Origin of the sequence: Thermohalobaculum sediminis (assembly GCF_023487995.1) — a bacterium.
Taxonomy (GTDB): Bacteria; Pseudomonadota; Alphaproteobacteria; order Rhodobacterales; family Rhodobacteraceae; genus Thermohalobaculum; species Thermohalobaculum sediminis.
In genome coordinates, this window is sequence record NZ_JAMFKN010000001.1 from 139,587 (window position 1) to 155,828 (window position 16,242).

Here is a 16,242-nt window from a genome sequence, read left to right on the forward strand (position 1 = left end):
GCCGACCTATTCCGCCGCGACCGCGCCGACGCGGCCCGATCTGCGGGCGCGGATGCGGTCCTCGATCTCGTCGCGGAAATGCCGGATCAGGCCCTGGATCGGCCAGGCCGCGGCATCGCCCAGCGCGCAGATCGTGTGCCCCTCGACCCGGGTGGTGACGTCCAGCAGCGTGTCGATCTCCTCGATCTCGGCCTCGCCGGTCACCAGCCGGTCCATCACGCGCATCATCCAGCCGGTGCCCTCGCGGCAGGGCGTGCACTGGCCGCAGCTCTCGTGCTTGTAGAACTTCGCGAGCCGCCAGATCGCCTTGATGACGTCGGTCGACTGATCCATCACGATCACCGCCGCGGTGCCAAGGCCGGATTTCTGCTCGCGCAGCCAGTCGAAGTCCATGATCGCGTCGTCGCACAGATGCGACGGCAGCAGCGGCACCGACGAGCCGCCGGGGATCACCGCCTTGAGGTTCTTCCAGCCGCCCCGCACGCCGCCGCAATGGCGCTCGAGCAGCTCCTTGAGGCCGATCGACATCGATTCCTCGACCACGCAGGGCCGGTTCACATGGCCCGAGATGGCGAAGATCTTGGTGCCCGTGTTGTTCGCCCGCCCGAAGGACGCGAACCACGCCGCGCCCCGGCGCAGGATGGTCGGCGCCACCGCGATCGACTCGACGTTGTTGACCGTGGTCGGGCAGCCATAGAGGCCCACGCCCGCCGGGAAGGGCGGCTTGAGGCGCGGCATCCCCTTTTTGCCTTCCAGGCTCTCGATCAGCGCGGTTTCCTCGCCGCAGATATAGGCGCCCGCGCCGTGATGCAGGTAGAGGTCGAAATCCCAGCCCGAGCCCGCCGCGTTCTTCCCCAGAAGCCCCGCGTCATAGGCCTCGTCGATCGCGGCCTGCAGCGCCTCGCGCTCGCGGATGTATTCGCCGCGGATGTAGATGTAGGCGGCATGCGCCCCCATCGCGAAGGACGCGATCAGGCAGCCCTCGATCAGCGTGTGCGGGTCGTGCCGCATGATCTCGCGGTCCTTGCAGGTGCCGGGCTCGGACTCGTCGGCATTGACCACCAGGTAATGTGGCCGCCCGTCCGACTCCTTCGGCATGAAGGACCATTTGAGCCCCGTCGGGAAGCCCGCGCCGCCGCGGCCGCGCAGGCCCGAGTTCTTGATCTCGTTGACGATCCAGTCCCGCCCATTGGCGATCAGCCCGGCCGTGCCGTCCCAATGCCCGCGCGCCTTCGCGCCCGCCAGGCTGCGGTCATGCATGCCGTAGAGGTTGGTGAAGATGCGATCCTTGTCGTCGAGCATCACGCCCCCTCCCCGCGCGCGAGCGCCTGCGCCTGCGCGATCCAGCCCTCACGCTCGATCCGGCCCTTGAACTTCAGCCGCTCGTCCACCCAGGCGATCTCGTCGTCGGTCCAGGCGGCGATCTGGTCGAAGTGGAACACGCCCAGCTCGTTCAGCAGCGACTCGAGCTTGGGCCCCACGCCGCTGATCTTCTTGAGATCGTCGGCACCGCCCTTGCGCGGTTTCTTAAGCAGGGCGGGCTTGCTGCCGGCGACCGAGCCCTGCTCGGGCCGGCCCACGGTCTCGGCCTCGCGCAGCGCCGCGTCCGACTCGCCCGCGCCCGTGGCGCGCGCCTTCGGGGCGCCCTTCTTGCGGACCGGCATCGGCGAGGCGCCGCGCATCACGTCGGTCGCGGTCGGCTCGGTGCCGTCGATCCGCTTGACGGTATCGCCAAGCTGCGTCGCCAACGCGACCGAGGCATTGGCCTCATGCGTCTTCGCGAAGCCCTTGAGCGAGGTGAGACCGCCCAGCGGCTCGGACGCGAAGCGCCCGTTCTGCGGCCCCGGCGTCGGCACACGCCCCGCGGCCAGCTCGTCGAGAATCCAGGCGAATTTCTCCGCGGTGAGGTCCTCGTAGTAGTCCTTGCCGATCTGCACCATCGGCGCGTTCGCGCAGGCGCCGAGGCATTCGACCTCCTCCCACGAGAACTTGCCGTCGGCGCTGAGGGTATGCGGCGCCTTCGCAATCTTGTCGCGGCACACCCCGATCAGGTCCTCGGCGCCGCAGATCATGCAGGACGTGGTGCCACAGACCTGCACATGCGCCACCGACCCAACCGGGGCCATCTGGAACATGAAGTAGAACGAGGCGACCTCGAGCACCCGGATCGGCGCAAGGTCCAGCATCCTCGCCACCGTCTCGATCATCGGGCGGGTGACCCAGCCCTCCTGCTCCTGGCCCCGCCACAGCAGCGGGATGACCGCGCTTGCCTGCCGTCCCTCGGGATATTTCGCGATCTGGCCCCTGGCCCATTCGAGGTTCGCGGGCGTGAAGGCAAAGCTCTCGGGCTGGTGGTGATGGAGTCTGCGCAGCATTATTGATCAGCCTTCAGAAGTCGCCATGTACCAGTGTCCGCGAGCGTGACCGCGGGCGCGCCATCGTCCGCGGCGGCGAGCCCCAGGACCGCGTCACCCTCGGCCGCGCCGATCCGGACCGGATCACCGAAAGCCACGCGCCCGGCCAGCGCCGCGTCGACGCGGGTCATCTCCGCCACCGCCGCCGCCCGCAGGGCCTCGATCTCGTCGCCGGCGGACACCAGCGCCTCGCGGAGCGACGCGATCTCGGCCCCCGCCTCGGCCAGCGCCGTCTCGGCGGCGCTCAGGCGGGCGTCGCCGGCCTCGGCCGAGGCGCGGAGTTCCGCCACCGCGAGGTCGGGGCGCGCGTCGCGCACGGCCTTCCATGCCTCCCACTCCCCGCTCGCGAAGAACGCCGCGCCCAGCGCGACCAGCGTGATCGTCGCGACGATGCCGAGGAAGCGGAGGATCTTGTCGATCACCGGTCGATCTCCCCGAACACGATGTCGATCGAGCCCAGAATGGCCGACACGTCCGCAAGCTGGTGCCCGCGGCATATGTGGTCCATCGCGGCGAGATGCGGATAGCCCGGGGCGCGGATCTTGGCGCGGTAGGGCTTGTTGCTGCCGTCCGCGACCAGGTAGACGCCGAACTCGCCCTTGGGCGCCTCGACGGCGGCATAGACCTCGCCCTCCGGGACCCGGAAGCCCTCGGTGTAGAGCTTGAAGTGGTGGATCAGCGCCTCCATCGAGGTCTTCATCTCGCCACGCTTCGGCGGGCTGATCTTGCCCCGATGGATGACCTCGCCACCCTTGCATGCGTCAAGTTTCTCAAGCGCTTGGCGCATGATCTTCACGCTCTCGCGCATCTCCTCCATGCGGCAGAGATAGCGGTCGTAGCAGTCGCCATGCTTGCCCACCGGGATGCGGAAATCGAACTCGTTGTAGCATTCGTAGGGCTGCGCGCGCCGCAGGTCCCAGGCCCAGCCCGAGCCGCGCACCATGACGCCCGAGAAGCCCCAGGCCTGCGCTTCGGCCAGGCTGACGACGCCGATATCGACGTTGCGCTGCTTGAAGATGCGGTTGTCGGTCAGCAAGCCGTCGATGTCGTCGAGGACGGCGCCGAACTCCTCGGTCCACTGCCAGATGTCGTCGCACAGCTCGGGCGTCAGGTCCTGGTGCACGCCGCCGGGGCGGAAATAGGCGGCGTGGAGCCGCGCCCCGCAGGCGCGCTCGTAGAACACCATCAGCTTCTCGCGCTCCTCGAAGCCCCAGAGCGGCGGCGTCAGCGCGCCCACGTCCATGGCCTGCGTGGTCACGTTCAGCAGGTGGTTCAGGATGCGCCCGATTTCCGAGAACAGCACGCGGATGAGCTGCCCGCGGCGCGGCACCGGCGTGTCGGTCAGCCGCTCGATGGCGAGGCACCAGGCGTGCTCCTGGTTCATCGGCGCGACATAGTCGAGCCGGTCGAAATAGGGCAGGTTCTGGAGGTAGGTCCGGCTCTCCATCAGCTTTTCGGTGCCGCGGTGCAAGAGCCCGATATGCGGGTCCACGCGGTCCACGATCTCGCCGTCCAGTTCGAGAACCATGCGCAGAACACCATGTGCGGCAGGGTGCTGCGGGCCGAAGTTGATGTTGAAGTTGCGGATGCGCTGCTCGCCGCCGGGATGGGTTCCGTCCATCAGAGCCTCCCCTCGCCGCCCAGCTTGTCGCGGAAGGCCATCACCCACAGAAGGATGAGCGCGACCAGCGGGAAGATCGCGAGGATCGACACCCAGGACGGGATCCCGAACCTCGGCAGCAGCCGCCAGAACGGGACGACCACCAGAGCGCCGATGATCAGCATCCAGATCAGTCCGCCAACCGGCATCCCGCCCCCCATCATTCCGGGCCCATACATCTCAGGCCCCCTTCTTCTCGTCGCCCGGAAGGATGTACTCGGCCCCCTCCCACGGGCTCATGAAGTCGAACAGGCGGTATTCCTGCACCAGCTTCACCGGCTCGTAGACCACGCGCTTCTGGGTCTCGTCGTAGCGGACCTCGACATAGCCCGTGGTCGGGAAGTCCTTGCGCAGCGGATGGCCGCGGAAGCCGTAGTCGGTCAGAATCCGCCGCAGGTCCGGGTGGCCCGAGAACATCACGCCGAACATGTCGAAAACCTCTCGCTCGAACCAGTTCGCCGAGGGGTGGAGATCGACAATCGACGGAATCACCTCGTCCTCGCCGACCTCGACCTTCACGCGTACGCGCTGGTTCTGCGGCATCGAGAGGAAATGATAGACCACGTCGAAGCGCCGCTCGCGCCCCGGCCAGTCCACGCCGGTGATGTCGACCAGCGTGGTGAAAGCGCAGGCCGGGTTGTCGCGCAGATAGCCTACCAACCCCCGCAGGGCCGCAGCCGTGGCCGTCAGTGTCAGTTCCCCGCGCGCCATGGAATGCGCGACCACCGCATCGGCCTGCGCCATGGCGATCATCTCGCCCAGATCCTCGAGTGCGCTCGCCATTCCTGTCTCCTTGCCGCGCGGCCGCGCCTGCCTGCGCACGCCTCAGCGCGCGATGGTCCCGGTCCGCCTGATCTTCCGCTGGAGCTGGAGGATGCCGTAGAGCAGCGCCTCGGCCGTCGGCGGACAGCCCGGCACATAGACATCGACCGGCACCACGCGGTCGCAGCCGCGCACGACCGAGTAGCTGTAGTGGTAATAGCCCCCGCCATTGGCGCAGGAGCCCATCGAGATGACGTAGCGGGGCTCGGGCATCTGGTCGTAGACCTTCCGCAGGGCCGGAGCCATCTTGTTCGTCAGCGTCCCCGCCACGATCATCAGGTCGGACTGCCGCGGGCTCGCGCGCGGCGCGACGCCGAAGCGCTCGAGATCGTAGCGCGGCATCGCGGTCTGCATCATCTCGACCGCGCAGCAGGCCAGCCCGAAGGTCATCCACATCAGCGAGCCGGTGCGCGCCCAGTTGATGACGTCATCGACCGTGGTGAGGATAAAACCCTTGTCCGCCAACTCGTTCGAGAGGTTCGCGGCCAGCAGGTCCTTGTCGGCCCCCGCGGCGGTCGCGAGCGCGGGCGATGCGGTCATTCCCATTCCAGCGCCCCCTTCTTCCATTCATAGGCGAAACCGACGGTCAGCACGCCGAGGAACACCATCATCGACCAGAAAGCCACGTCGCTAAGCCCCCCGAAGGCCGCAGCCCAGGGGAACAGGAAGGCGATCTCGAGGTCGAAGATGATGAAGAGGATCGAGACGAGGTAGAAGCGCACGTCGAACTTCATGCGCGCATCGTCGAAGGCGTTGAAGCCGCATTCATAGGCCGAGATCTTCTCGGCATCGGGGCGGCGCACGGCCAGCACCCAGGCGGCGATCAGGAACACCAGCCCCAGCGCCACGGCAAGCCCCAGGAAGATGACGATCGGCAGATATTCTCGCAGAAGCTCGTCCACTCTCGTGATCTCCCAGCAGCTTCCGTCTCTTGTTGTGCCTCCGCTTAGCTGCCGCAGCATGTCCAGTCAATGCGGCGGCGGGACGGGGGCGACAACATCACGCGGCCGTGTGACTTTGCCTCAGGGCGGTTGCGGGACACAACCGAAACCGGGGGTCTGGAACGAGAATCGCGACTACTCGCTCGCGCCCTCGGGCGCGCTTGCGGGGTCAGGATCCAAGGGAGGAAAGTGGCGCGGTTGACGGGGCTCGAACCCGCGACCCCCGGCGTGACAGGCCGGTACTCTAACCAACTGAGCTACAACCGCGCTGGTCGCTGTGGGCGTTCCACCCTTGCGATGCCACGGCTTCTATAATTCCCGGCGAGCCGCGTCAAGCACCGATCGCGCTCGCGGGAGACGGCACGCGCAGGGCCTGAAAGGATTAAAAAACGGCATGATGCGAGGGCGATGAGCGGGCGCGACCAAGGATGCGCCGACCCGCACGCCATCCCGAAGATTCGGCGCGGCCCCTCGACCATCCGATGCATCGCGGGCGCACGCGCCGGTTCCGCACAACCGCGCCCGCGCCCGCGCCCGCCGGGGGCACGCGCGGCAAGGCCCCATCCGGCGGCCCGGCGCGCCGAGGGATTCGCGTCGTGACTGGACTTGCGCGCGACCCGCACGCGCCTGCCCGTCACCGCCAAGCGGGACTGCGGGAGGCAGGGCTGCCGGGGCATCCATGGATGCGCGCTGGGATGCGGGGAAGCGCGCGCGGCTGGTGGGCGGTGAGAGACTCGAACTCCCGACATCCTCGGTGTAAACGAGGCGCTCTACCAACTGAGCTAACCGCCCGCCCACGCCGCGGCGAGACTGGCGCTTATCGGATGCGCGGCGGCGGCGGTCAATCCCCCGGCGCCGCGCGCGCCTGGCTCATCGGGGCTTCGACATGGGCAGGCCGCGCTCGATCCAGCCGGGCCCGGCGGAGGAGCCCCTGATGCCCTCGGCCACGTCGATGGTGCGGGTGTAGCCCCGCGCCCTGAGCTCGAGCGCGGCATGCTCGCTGCGGCCGCCCGTGTTGCAGATCAGCGCGACGGGCTTGTCATGGTCGCCATCTACGAAGATGTCGACCATCTCGTAGAACATCGGGTCGTAGAAATCGACCGTCTCGGCGCCCTCGGGCACGCCGAGCGCCGCCCAGCCCTCCGCCGGGCGGATGTCGATCAGGACGATCTTGCCCTCGGCAGCCAGACGATAGGCCGCCTCGGCGCTCATCCGCTCGACGCTGAGCGACGCGGCGCCGGCATCGTCGCGGCCCTGCGCCCGGCCGGGCGCGGCAGTGGCTAGGGCGGCGATCGCCGCCCCCGCCAGCATCAGCGCCCGCAATGTCCCGCGCGGGCCCATCAGTGCGGCAGCGCGGTTGCCGTCTCGGCGCCCGGCTCCTCGGTGATCGCGCGATCCAGTTCGGTCTCGTCCCAGTCGATCGGCTCGGGCATCCGCGTGAGCGCGACCTTGAGCACCTCGGACACCGTCTCGACGGGAACGATCTCGAGCCCCTGCTTGACGTTGTCCGGGATCTCGGCAAGGTCCTTCACGTTCTCGCGCGGGATAAGCACCGTCTTGATGCCGCCCCGCAGCGCCGCGAGCAGCTTCTCCTTCAGACCGCCGATCGGCAGCACGTTGCCGCGCAGCGTGACCTCGCCGGTCATCGCCACGTCACGCCGCACCGGGATCTGCGCGAGCACCGAGACGATCGACGTCACCATCGCCACGCCGGCCGAAGGGCCGTCCTTGGGCGTCGCGCCCTCGGGGACGTGGACGTGGATGTCGATCTTCTCGAACTGCGGCGGCCTGATGCCGAAGTCGGGCGCCTTGGCGCGGACATAGCTTGCGGCCGCGTCGATCGACTCCTTCATCACGTCGCCCAGCTTGCCGGTGGTCTTCATCCGGCCCTTGCCGGGCAGGCGCAGCGCCTCGATCTGCAGGAGGTCCCCGCCGACCGAGGTGTAGGCGAGCCCGGTGGTGACGCCCACCTGGTCCTCCTTCTCGGCAAGGCCATGGCGGAAGCGCGGCACCCCGAGGAAGGATTCGAGCTTCTCCGGCGTCACCGTGACCGACTTCTCATCGCCCTTGACGATCACCGTGAGCGCCTTGCGGCACAGCTTGGCGATCTCGCGCTCGAGGTTCCGGACACCGGCCTCGCGCGTGTAGTGGCGCACGATCTCGATCAGGGCTGCGTCGGTCAGCTCGAACTCGGCCTTCCTCAGCCCGTGCTCGCGGACCTGCTTGGGCAGCAGGTGGCGGCGCGCGATCTCGATCTTCTCGTCCTCGGTGTAGCCGGCGAGGCTGATGATCTCCATGCGGTCCAGCAGCGGCTGGGGCATGTTGTAGGTGTTCGCCGTGGTGATGAACATCACGTTCGAGAGGTCGTACTCGACCTCAAGATAGTGATCCACGAAGGTCGAGTTCTGCTCGGGGTCCAGCACCTCCAGCATCGCCGAAGCCGGGTCGCCGCGGAAGTCGTGGCCCATCTTGTCGATCTCGTCGAGCAGGATCAGCGGGTTCGTCGTCTTGGCCTTCTTCATGGCCTGCACGATCTTGCCCGGCATCGAGCCGATATAGGTGCGCCGGTGGCCGCGGATCTCGGCCTCGTCGCGCACGCCGCCGAGCGAGATGCGGATGAACTCGCGCCCCGTCGCCTTCGCGACCGACTTGCCGAGGCTGGTCTTGCCCACGCCCGGGGGGCCGACGAGGCACAGGATCGGCCCCTTCAGCTTCTGGCTGCGCTGCTGCACGGCCAGGTATTCGACGATCCGCTCCTTGACCTTCTCGAGGCCGTAGTGATCGACGTCGAGCACCTCCTGCGCCTTGTTCAGATCCTTCTTGACCCGGGACTTCACGCCCCAGGGGATCGACAGCATCCAGTCGAGATAGTTGCGGACGACGGTCGATTCCGCCGACATCGGGCTCATCTGGCGCAGCTTCTTGAGTTCGGCCTGCGCCTTGTCGCGCGCCTCCTTCGAGAGCTTGGTGCGGGCGATCTTCTCGTCGTACTCGACCGCCTCGTCGCGGCCCTCCTCGCCTTCGCCCAGCTCGCGCTGGATCGCCTTCATCTGCTCGTTGAGGTAATACTCGCGCTGGGTCTTCTCCATCTGCGACTTGACCCGGCTCTTGATCTTCTTCTCGACCTGCAAGACCGAAATCTCGGCCTGGATCAGCGCGATGATCTGCTCCAGCCGCTCGGCGATGCCGGGCTGCTCCAGCAGCTTCTGCCGCTCGGCGAGCTTGACGCCCAGATGCCCGGCGATGGTGTCCGCCAGCTTGGACGCGTCCTCGATTTCACCCACGTTCGCAAGGGCTTCCTCGGGAACGTTCTTGTTCAGCTTGACATAGCGCTCGAACTGCTGCTTGAGCTGGCGGGCCAGAGCCTCGCGGGTCGCGGCATCGGCCGCGGTGTCCTCTATGACCTCGGCCTCGGCCTCGAAATAGCTCTCGTTCGCGACGAAGCGGTTGATGCGCGCGCGCGCCTTGCCCTCGACCAGGACCTTGACGGTCCCGTCCGGCAGCTTCAGCAGTTGCAGCACGTTGGCGAGCGCGCCGACGGCGTAGATGTCACCGGCCTCAGGCTCGTCCTTGCCCGCGTCCTTCTGGCTCGCGAGCAGGATCTGGCGGTCGTCCTTCATCACCGCCTCGAGCGCGCGCACCGAACGCTCGCGCCCCACGAACAGCGGCACGATCATGTGCGGGAACACCACGATGTCGCGCAGCGGCAGCACCGGGTAGGTGACGGCGGGCTTTTCGGTGTTCGTCATTGTTGTTCTCCTGCCTCGGGATCATCGGCCGGCCTGCGACTCGCGCGCTGGTCCCTGCCGTCTGATGAAGGAAAGTGGACCCCGGCACGGCCGAATTCAAGGCCGGGGCGGCTGCAACGCATGCCCATTGCGCAAGCAAGAGTTGTGCCAGCCGGGAAGTGCCGACAAAAAAGCCAACCCCGGGCCCGCGGGGCTGGCTTCGTCCGAAAGGCGCGTATCCTCTCACGACGCGGTTGCACCCGCCTCCTGCTTTTCGGCGTAGATATAGAGCGGCTTCGCCGCGCCCGAGATCACGTCGTCGTTGACCACCACCTCGCGCACGCCGTCGAGGCCCGGGAGGTCGAACATGGTCTCGAGCAGCACGTTCTCGAGGATCGAGCGCAGGCCGCGCGCGCCGGTCTTGCGCTCGATGGCCTTGCGGGCGATCTCGTGCAAGGCCTCCTGCGTGAAGCTGAGCTTCACGTCCTCCATTTCGAACAGCCGCTGATACTGCTTGACCAGCGCGTTCTTGGGCTTGGTGAGGATCGCAATCAGCGCGGGCTCATCGAGGTCGCGCAGCGTCGCGATCACCGGCAGGCGGCCAACGAATTCGGGGATCAGGCCGAACTTGAGCAGGTCCTCGGGCTCGAGTTCGGCCAGGATGTCGCCCACCCTCCGGTCGTCCTCGGCCTTGACGTCGGCGCCGAAGCCGATGCCCGAGCCCTTGCCGCGCCGGCGGATGATCTGGTCGAGGCCCGCGAAGGCGCCGCCGCAGATGAACAGGATGTTGGTCGTATCCACCTGCAGGAATTCCTGCTGCGGATGCTTGCGCCCGCCTTGAGGGGGGACACTCGCGACGGTCCCCTCCATGATCTTGAGCAGCGCCTGCTGCACCCCCTCGCCCGACACGTCGCGGGTGATCGAGGGGTTGTCCGACTTGCGGCTGATCTTGTCGACCTCGTCGATGTAGACGATGCCGCGCTGCGCGCGGTCGACGTTGTAGTCGGCAGACTGCAGCAGCTTGAGGATGATGTTCTCGACATCCTCGCCGACATAGCCGGCCTCGGTCAGCGTGGTCGCGTCCGCCATGGTGAAGGGCACGTCGAGGATGCGCGCCAGCGTCTGCGCCAGCAGCGTCTTGCCGCAGCCGGTGGGGCCGATCAGCAGGATGTTCGACTTGGCCAGTTCCACATCCGTCGACTTCCCGGCATGGGCGAGGCGCTTGTAGTGGTTGTGCACCGCCACCGACAGCACCTTCTTCGCCACCTCCTGCCCGATCACGTAGTCGTCGAGCACGCCACAGATGTCGCGCGGCGTCGGCACGCCGTCCGAGGACTTGACGAGGTTGTTCTTCGTCTCCTCGCGGATGATGTCCATGCAAAGCTCGACGCATTCATCGCAGATGAAAACGGTCGGTCCTGCGATCAGCTTGCGGACCTCATGCTGGCTCTTGCCGCAGAACGAGCAATAGAGGGTGTTCTTGCTGTCCGAGCCACTGGACTTTGTCATATCGATCCCCGCGATGGGCGCGCGGCCGAGCCTTGCACCCAGGATGTGAAAAATCCCGTAAGCGTGACGCCACGATGTACATGCACTCTACCCCCCTTGACACGGCGTGTCACGCCGGGGGTCGCGGCCTTTGTGGCACGCTGTTGCGCTTTCGTCGCGATCAGCTCTCGTCTCCCGCCGAACGGTGCTCGACGATCTTGTCGATCAGCCCCCAGTCCTTGGCCTGCGCGGGCGTCATGAAGTTGTCGCGATCGAGCGCCTTCTCGACCGTGTCGTAGTCCTGGTTCGTGTGGTGGACGTAGATCTCGTTCAGGCGGCGCTTGAGGCTCAGCACCTCCTGCGCGTGGATCGCGATGTCCGAGGCCTGCCCCTGGAAGCCGCCCGAGGGCTGATGCACCATGATCCGGCTGTTGGGCAGCGAGAAGCGCATGTCCTTCGTGCCGGCCGCCAGAAGCAGCGAGCCCATCGAGGCCGCCTGCCCGATCACCAGCGTCGAGACCGCGGGACGGATGTACTGCATCGTGTCGTAGATCGACAGCCCCGAGGTCACGACCCCGCCCGGGCTGTTGATATACATGGCGATTTCCTTCTTCGGATTCTCGGCCTCGAGGAACAGGAGCTGCGCCACCATCAGCGTCGCCATCGCGTCATGCACGGGGCCCGACACGAACATGATCCGCTCCTTCAGAAGGCGCGAATAGATGTCGTAGGACCGCTCGCCGCGCGCCGTCTGCTCGACCACGATGGGGACGAGCGTGTTCATGTAGGTGTCGATCGGGTCTCTCATGGCCTGCTGCCTCACGCTGGGGGCGCCACGGGCGGGCGCGCATCTTTGTCCTAGTCCTAATCACTCGCCGGAAACGCGGCAAGCACCGGCGGCGAGAAATCCGCCGCAGCGACGCGGGGCGGCGCGGCGGCGCGCATCAAAGAAAACGGGCGCCGGCCGGCGGCGCCCGTCGTCTGGTCCCGCAGCGGCGCTGCCGGTCACTCGGCGTCGAGGCTGTCGAGCTCGTTCTGCAGGTCGTCCTTGGTGACCTCGGCCTCGGTCACCTGCGCGCGCGACAGGATGATGTCGACGACCTTGTCCTCGAAGATCGGCGCGCGGACCTGCTCGAGCGCCGCGCGGTTCTGGCGGACGAACTCGAAGAACTGGCGCTCCTGCCCCGGATACTGGCGCGCCTGCGCCATGATCGCCTGGCCAAGCTCCTGGTCGGTGATCTCGACGCCCTCCTTCTGGCCAAGCTCGGCCAGCAGCAGGCCCAGGCGCACGCGACGCTCGGCCAGCTTGTTGTGCTCGTCGGTCGGCTCGATCGCGGGGTGGTCGTGGCCGTGGTGGTCGGGGTTTTCCTCGTGCCACAGCTGGTGCGCGATCGAGCGCGCCTCCTGCTCGACCAGCGACGGCGGCAGCTCGAAGCTGACCATCGCGTCGAGCGCGTCGAGCAGGCGGCGCTTAAGCAGCGTGCGGCTCGCGCCGGCGAATTCCTCGGCGATGCGCTCGCGGATCTGGCCCTTCAGCTCATCGAGGCTCTCGGCGCCGTACTTCTTCGCAAGTTCGTCGTCGACCTCGGCCGCCTTCGGCGCGCGGACCTCCTTGACGATCACGTCGAACACCGCGGCCTTGCCGGCAAGGTGCGCCGCCCCGTACTTCTCGGGGAAGGTCACCTCGACCGCCTTCTCCTCGCCCTCCTTGAGGCCGACGAGCTGGTCCTCGAAGCCGGGGATGAACTGGCTCGAGCCGAGCACGAGCGGGTAATCCTCGGCCGAGCCGCCCTCGAAGGGCTCGCCGTCGACCTTGCCGACGAAATCGATGACGATCTGGTCGCCGTCCTTCGCCTTCGAGCCCTTGCGGCGCGCCTCGAAGCTCTGCGCGCTCTCGGCCAGCTTGCCCAGCGCCTCGTCCACGGCGGCGTCGTCCACAGTCACGACCTTGCGCTCGAGGCTGACCGAGGAGAAGTCGAGCTCAGGAACCTCGGGGAGGCAGTCGTACTTGATCGCGACCTTGAGGTCATCGCCCTCGTCGAAGGTCTCGTTGGTTACCTGCACGTCGGGCTGCGCGGCGGGGCGGTGGCCGGTGTCGGCAAGATGCTGGCGCAGCGTCTCCTCGACCGTCTCCTGCACAACCTCGCCCAGCACCGACTTGCCGAACATCTTCTTGAGAAGCGGCAGCGGAGCTCTGCCCTTTCGGAAACCCTTCATCTGGAAATCGGCACGCACCGTCTCGAGCTTGGCGCGCGTCTTCTCTTCGAGCGCCTTGGCCGCGACCACGACAGAATACTCGCGCCGCAGGCCTTCCGATTTGGTTTCCGTCACTTGCATTGCCTGACCTTCATCCATTGTTCCGTGCCTCCGCACGGGCTGACCGTCCTCATGGCGGCGGGACGCTGCACTGGTGCGGGCGGAGGGGCTCGAACCCCCACGCCTTGCGGCACGAGAACCTAAATCTCGCGTGTCTACCAGTTCCACCACGCCCGCACGCGGAGCACGCCCGCGGGTGAACCACCCTTCGGCCGCGCGAATTCGGGTTCCCTATAACAAGGCCATTTCGGGGACGATAGAGGGAAAGCGCATCTTTGTCGCCGTTTCGCGGCTGGCACGCGCCGTGGTGCGGCGGCACGGCGGATCCGGGTGGGCGGGACCGGCATCCCGCCACGGCCGAGAGGCGGGGCCGCCCGCCTGCGACGGCAGCGCCCGGCGCGTGATATCCATTTCAAGCGCCTGAAATCATTTCGTTTCCTCGGCCCCGCGCGATGCTCCACACGGCGATTCCATCAAAGGCCCAGGTCGCGGAACACCGCGGGAATCTGCTCCGGCAGGTCCTCGGCGATCAGGCCGGGCCCGAACTTGCGTGCCGCCTCGACATGCAGCCAGGCCGCCGTCTCGGCCGCGGCCATCGGCGCGATGCCGCGGGCCAGAAGGCCGGTGACGAAGCCCGCCAGAACGTCGCCCGAACCCGCGGTGGCAAGCCAGGGCGCGGCGCGCTCGCGATGGGCGGAATTCATCGCGCAGCGGCCGCCGGGGTCGGCGATCACCGTGTCCGCGCCCTTGAACAGCACCACGCAGCCCGCCCGCCTCGCCGCCTCGCGCGTGGCGTCGACCTTCGAGAAGGCGGGGCCGCGGGTGGCGGGGGCCTTCAGCTTGTCGAGGATGTCGGGGAACAGGCGGCCGAACTCGCCCTCGTGGGGGGTGAGGACGCATTTCTCGTGCAGCCGGGCGAACAGCGCCTCCGGCTCGTCGCGGTATTCCGTCAGCGCGTCGCCGTCGAGCACGGTGCCGAGCCCGGCCGCGAGCGCCACCGCGATCAGCGCCCGGGTCCGCTCGCCAAAACCGAAGCCGGGCCCGACGCAGACAGCCTTGATCTTGCGGGCGGCCATCTCGGCCTTCAGCTCGTCGGCATCCGCCACCCGCGCAAGCATGATCGCGTCGAGCCGCGCCGCGTTCTCGATCAGCGCGGCCGGCGGCACGCCGACCGTGACCAGCCCGGCCCCGATGCGCAGCGCACCGCGCGCGGCAAGCCGGGCGGCGCCGCCGCGCCCGACCCCGCCGGCGAGGATCAGGGCGTGGCCGTGGTCGTACTTGTGCGGCTGCTTCCAGCGCCGCGTCTTGTCGACTTGTTCTCGCGTCCGCGACCTGAGCCGCGGCATCTGGATCAGGGCGTCGAGGTCCTGCACGCCGTCAGTCGCCTCGCGCTGCGCGAGCCCGATGTCCTTCACGGCGAGCTTCCTGATGTGGTCCGGCCTGTCCGAAAGATGGTGGCCCAACCTGGGGCGGTGGAACGTCACGCAGAGATCGCAAGCGAAGGCCCGCTCGCCAATGACCTTGCCGCTGTCCGAACAGAGGCCCGACGGCATGTCGATGGACACCACGGTGTGGAGCGTCAGCATCTCCTCTGCCATCTCGGCGAGTTCAGCCGCAGGCCCCTCCAGTGGGCGGGAAAGCCCGGTGCCGAACAAGGCATCCACCACCAACGTGGAGCTGTCTGACGGCAACACGCCGGTGATGCGGGGCGGAGGCTCCCGAAGCCGCTCCACCTCCCCCATCTCCCGCCACCGCCGGCAGTTCTCCGCCGCATCCGGCGGCAGCCCGGCCTCGTCGCCGTCGAGGAAGACCTCGACCTCCCAGCCCCGCTCGCGCAGCAGCCGCGCGACCACGAAACCGTCGCCGCCATTGTTGCCGGGGCCGCAGAGCACCACGGCGCGGTGAGGTGCCGTCGCAAGTTCCGGGCGCCACTCGAGGATAGCCTCGACCACGCCGCGACCCGCGCGCTCCATTAGTTCGAGCCCCGTCACCTCGCCCGAGGCGATGGCCGCCTGTTCGATCGCCCGCATCTGCGCGGCTGTGAGAAGTTCCGTCACGGCGCGCCCCACTCCCCGGCATTCGGCCCTGCGCGCATCCGAGCGGGGAAGCCTGCCGGTGGTCAAGCCCGGATCCGGCGCGCCGCCCCCCCTGCCCGGCCACCGGGCCTGGGCCCCGATCCACCAGGCGCCCCACGCTGGAACCCGCGCGGCCCCCGGTCAAGCCCGCGACAGCGAAGGGCGGTTGCGGCGAGGGAAGCCGGCCGCTGCGCCCCGACGCTGACGCGAAAACTGCCAGAAAATCTGCCTAAATTTCGCGCATCTTGCATACTGCTTCGGCAGATCGCCGGATTCGCGTCGAAATACCCACTCCGAGCCCCCTTGCGGCGCCGCACGAATCCCCGCAAGCGGAACTTGGCACGCAGCCTGCATCGCAGCCTGCATCTAAGACCGCGACGAACGAGCGGAGCCCGGGCCGGGGCCCCGGCCCCGCGGCCGGAAGCGAAAGGGAGAGCGCAGTGAAGAAGGTCGAAGCCGTCATCAAGCCGTTCAAGCTCGACGAGGTGAAGGAAGCCCTTCAGGAGATCGGCATCCAGGGCCTCAGCGTGCTCGAGGCCAAGGGGTTTGGGCGGCAGAAGGGTCACACCGAGCTCTACCGCGGCGCCGAATACGTCGTCGACTTCCTGCCGAAGGTGAAGATCGAGGTGGTGGTGGGCGACGAGATGCTCGACCAGACCATCGAGGCGATCGTCTCGGCGGCGCGCACCGGCAAGATCGGCGACGGCAAGATCTTCGTGTCGAACGTCGAGCAGGTGGTGCGCATCCGCACCGGCGAGGAAGGCCCCGACGCCCTCTGACATTTTCCCGAGTTCGGCC

15 protein-coding genes and 3 tRNA genes are annotated in these 16,242 nt (G+C 67.8%); 1 reads left to right on the forward strand and 17 read right to left on the reverse strand.

Annotated elements, in window-relative coordinates; translation table 11 throughout:
* Positions 1-6: 6 nt before the first annotated feature.
* The 17 genes from nuoF to M1105_RS00695 form a co-directional block, all read right to left on the reverse strand.
* A complete protein-coding gene (gene nuoF, locus M1105_RS00615) occupies positions 7-1,302 on the reverse strand; it encodes an NADH-quinone oxidoreductase subunit NuoF (RefSeq protein WP_249578408.1) in 1,296 nt (431 codons plus the stop codon).
* Positions 1,302-2,375: an NADH-quinone oxidoreductase subunit NuoE gene (gene nuoE / locus M1105_RS00620; RefSeq protein ID WP_249578409.1), complete on the reverse strand. Its 1,074-nt coding sequence runs from the start codon at positions 2,373-2,375 to the stop codon at positions 1,302-1,304. The genes nuoF and nuoE overlap by 1 nt, the downstream gene beginning before the upstream one ends.
* The gene (locus M1105_RS00625) at positions 2,375-2,836 is read right to left on the reverse strand and encodes a hypothetical protein (RefSeq protein ID WP_249578410.1); all 462 of its coding nucleotides are present in this window, start codon (positions 2,834-2,836) and stop codon (positions 2,375-2,377) included. The genes nuoE and M1105_RS00625 overlap by 1 nt, the downstream gene beginning before the upstream one ends.
* The gene (locus M1105_RS00630) at positions 2,833-4,035 is read right to left on the reverse strand and encodes an NADH-quinone oxidoreductase subunit D (RefSeq protein ID WP_249578411.1); all 1,203 of its coding nucleotides are present in this window, start codon (positions 4,033-4,035) and stop codon (positions 2,833-2,835) included. Before M1105_RS00630 ends, M1105_RS00625 begins: the two co-directional genes overlap by 4 nt.
* The gene (locus M1105_RS00635) at positions 4,035-4,253 is read right to left on the reverse strand and encodes a hypothetical protein (protein ID WP_249578412.1); all 219 of its coding nucleotides are present in this window, start codon (positions 4,251-4,253) and stop codon (positions 4,035-4,037) included. Before M1105_RS00635 ends, M1105_RS00630 begins: the two co-directional genes overlap by 1 nt.
* 1 nt (position 4,254) lies before the next feature.
* Positions 4,255-4,857, reverse strand: coding sequence for an NADH-quinone oxidoreductase subunit C (locus M1105_RS00640; protein WP_249578413.1), 603 nt, complete (start codon positions 4,855-4,857; stop codon positions 4,255-4,257).
* Between the two features lie 42 nt (positions 4,858-4,899).
* Positions 4,900-5,442, reverse strand: a complete 543-nt coding sequence (locus M1105_RS00645; protein WP_249578414.1) for a NuoB/complex I 20 kDa subunit family protein — start codon at positions 5,440-5,442, stop codon at positions 4,900-4,902.
* The gene (locus M1105_RS00650) at positions 5,433-5,798 is read right to left on the reverse strand and encodes an NADH-quinone oxidoreductase subunit A (protein ID WP_249578415.1); all 366 of its coding nucleotides are present in this window, start codon (positions 5,796-5,798) and stop codon (positions 5,433-5,435) included. Before M1105_RS00650 ends, M1105_RS00645 begins: the two co-directional genes overlap by 10 nt.
* Before the next feature lie 229 nt (positions 5,799-6,027).
* Positions 6,028-6,104, reverse strand: a tRNA-Asp gene (locus tag M1105_RS00655).
* Positions 6,105-6,553: 449 nt separating this feature from the next.
* Positions 6,554-6,629, reverse strand: a tRNA-Val gene (locus tag M1105_RS00660).
* A 78-nt stretch (positions 6,630-6,707) separates the two neighbouring features.
* On the reverse strand, positions 6,708-7,178 hold the full coding sequence (locus M1105_RS00665; protein ID WP_249578416.1) for a rhodanese-like domain-containing protein: 471 nt from the start codon (positions 7,176-7,178) through the stop codon (positions 6,708-6,710).
* The gene (lon, locus tag M1105_RS00670) at positions 7,178-9,586 is read right to left on the reverse strand and encodes an endopeptidase La (protein WP_249578417.1); all 2,409 of its coding nucleotides are present in this window, start codon (positions 9,584-9,586) and stop codon (positions 7,178-7,180) included. The genes M1105_RS00665 and lon overlap by 1 nt, the downstream gene beginning before the upstream one ends.
* 222 nt (positions 9,587-9,808) lie before the next feature.
* Positions 9,809-11,074 carry an ATP-dependent Clp protease ATP-binding subunit ClpX gene (clpX, locus tag M1105_RS00675; RefSeq protein ID WP_249578418.1) on the reverse strand — a complete coding sequence of 422 codons (1,266 nt, stop codon included), beginning with the start codon at positions 11,072-11,074 and terminating at the stop codon, positions 9,809-9,811.
* Positions 11,075-11,234: 160 nt separating this feature from the next.
* On the reverse strand, positions 11,235-11,861 hold the full coding sequence (locus tag M1105_RS00680; RefSeq protein WP_249578419.1) for an ATP-dependent Clp protease proteolytic subunit: 627 nt from the start codon (positions 11,859-11,861) through the stop codon (positions 11,235-11,237).
* A gap of 197 nt (positions 11,862-12,058) precedes the next feature.
* A complete protein-coding gene (gene tig / locus M1105_RS00685; protein WP_249578420.1) occupies positions 12,059-13,390 on the reverse strand; it encodes a trigger factor in 1,332 nt (443 codons plus the stop codon).
* Positions 13,391-13,461: 71 nt separating this feature from the next.
* Positions 13,462-13,546: transfer RNA gene (locus M1105_RS00690), tRNA-Leu, on the reverse strand.
* A 296-nt stretch (positions 13,547-13,842) separates the two neighbouring features.
* Positions 13,843-15,426 (reverse strand): NAD(P)H-hydrate dehydratase, encoded by a 1,584-nt coding sequence (locus tag M1105_RS00695; protein WP_249578421.1) that lies wholly within the window; start codon positions 15,424-15,426, stop codon positions 13,843-13,845.
* A 458-nt stretch (positions 15,427-15,884) separates the two neighbouring features.
* Here M1105_RS00695 and M1105_RS00700 point away from each other — a divergent pair, with 458 nt between their 5' ends.
* Entirely contained in the window at positions 15,885-16,223 is a 339-nt protein-coding gene (locus tag M1105_RS00700) for a P-II family nitrogen regulator (protein ID WP_249578422.1), read from the forward strand.
* Positions 16,224-16,242: the final 19 nt, after the last annotated feature.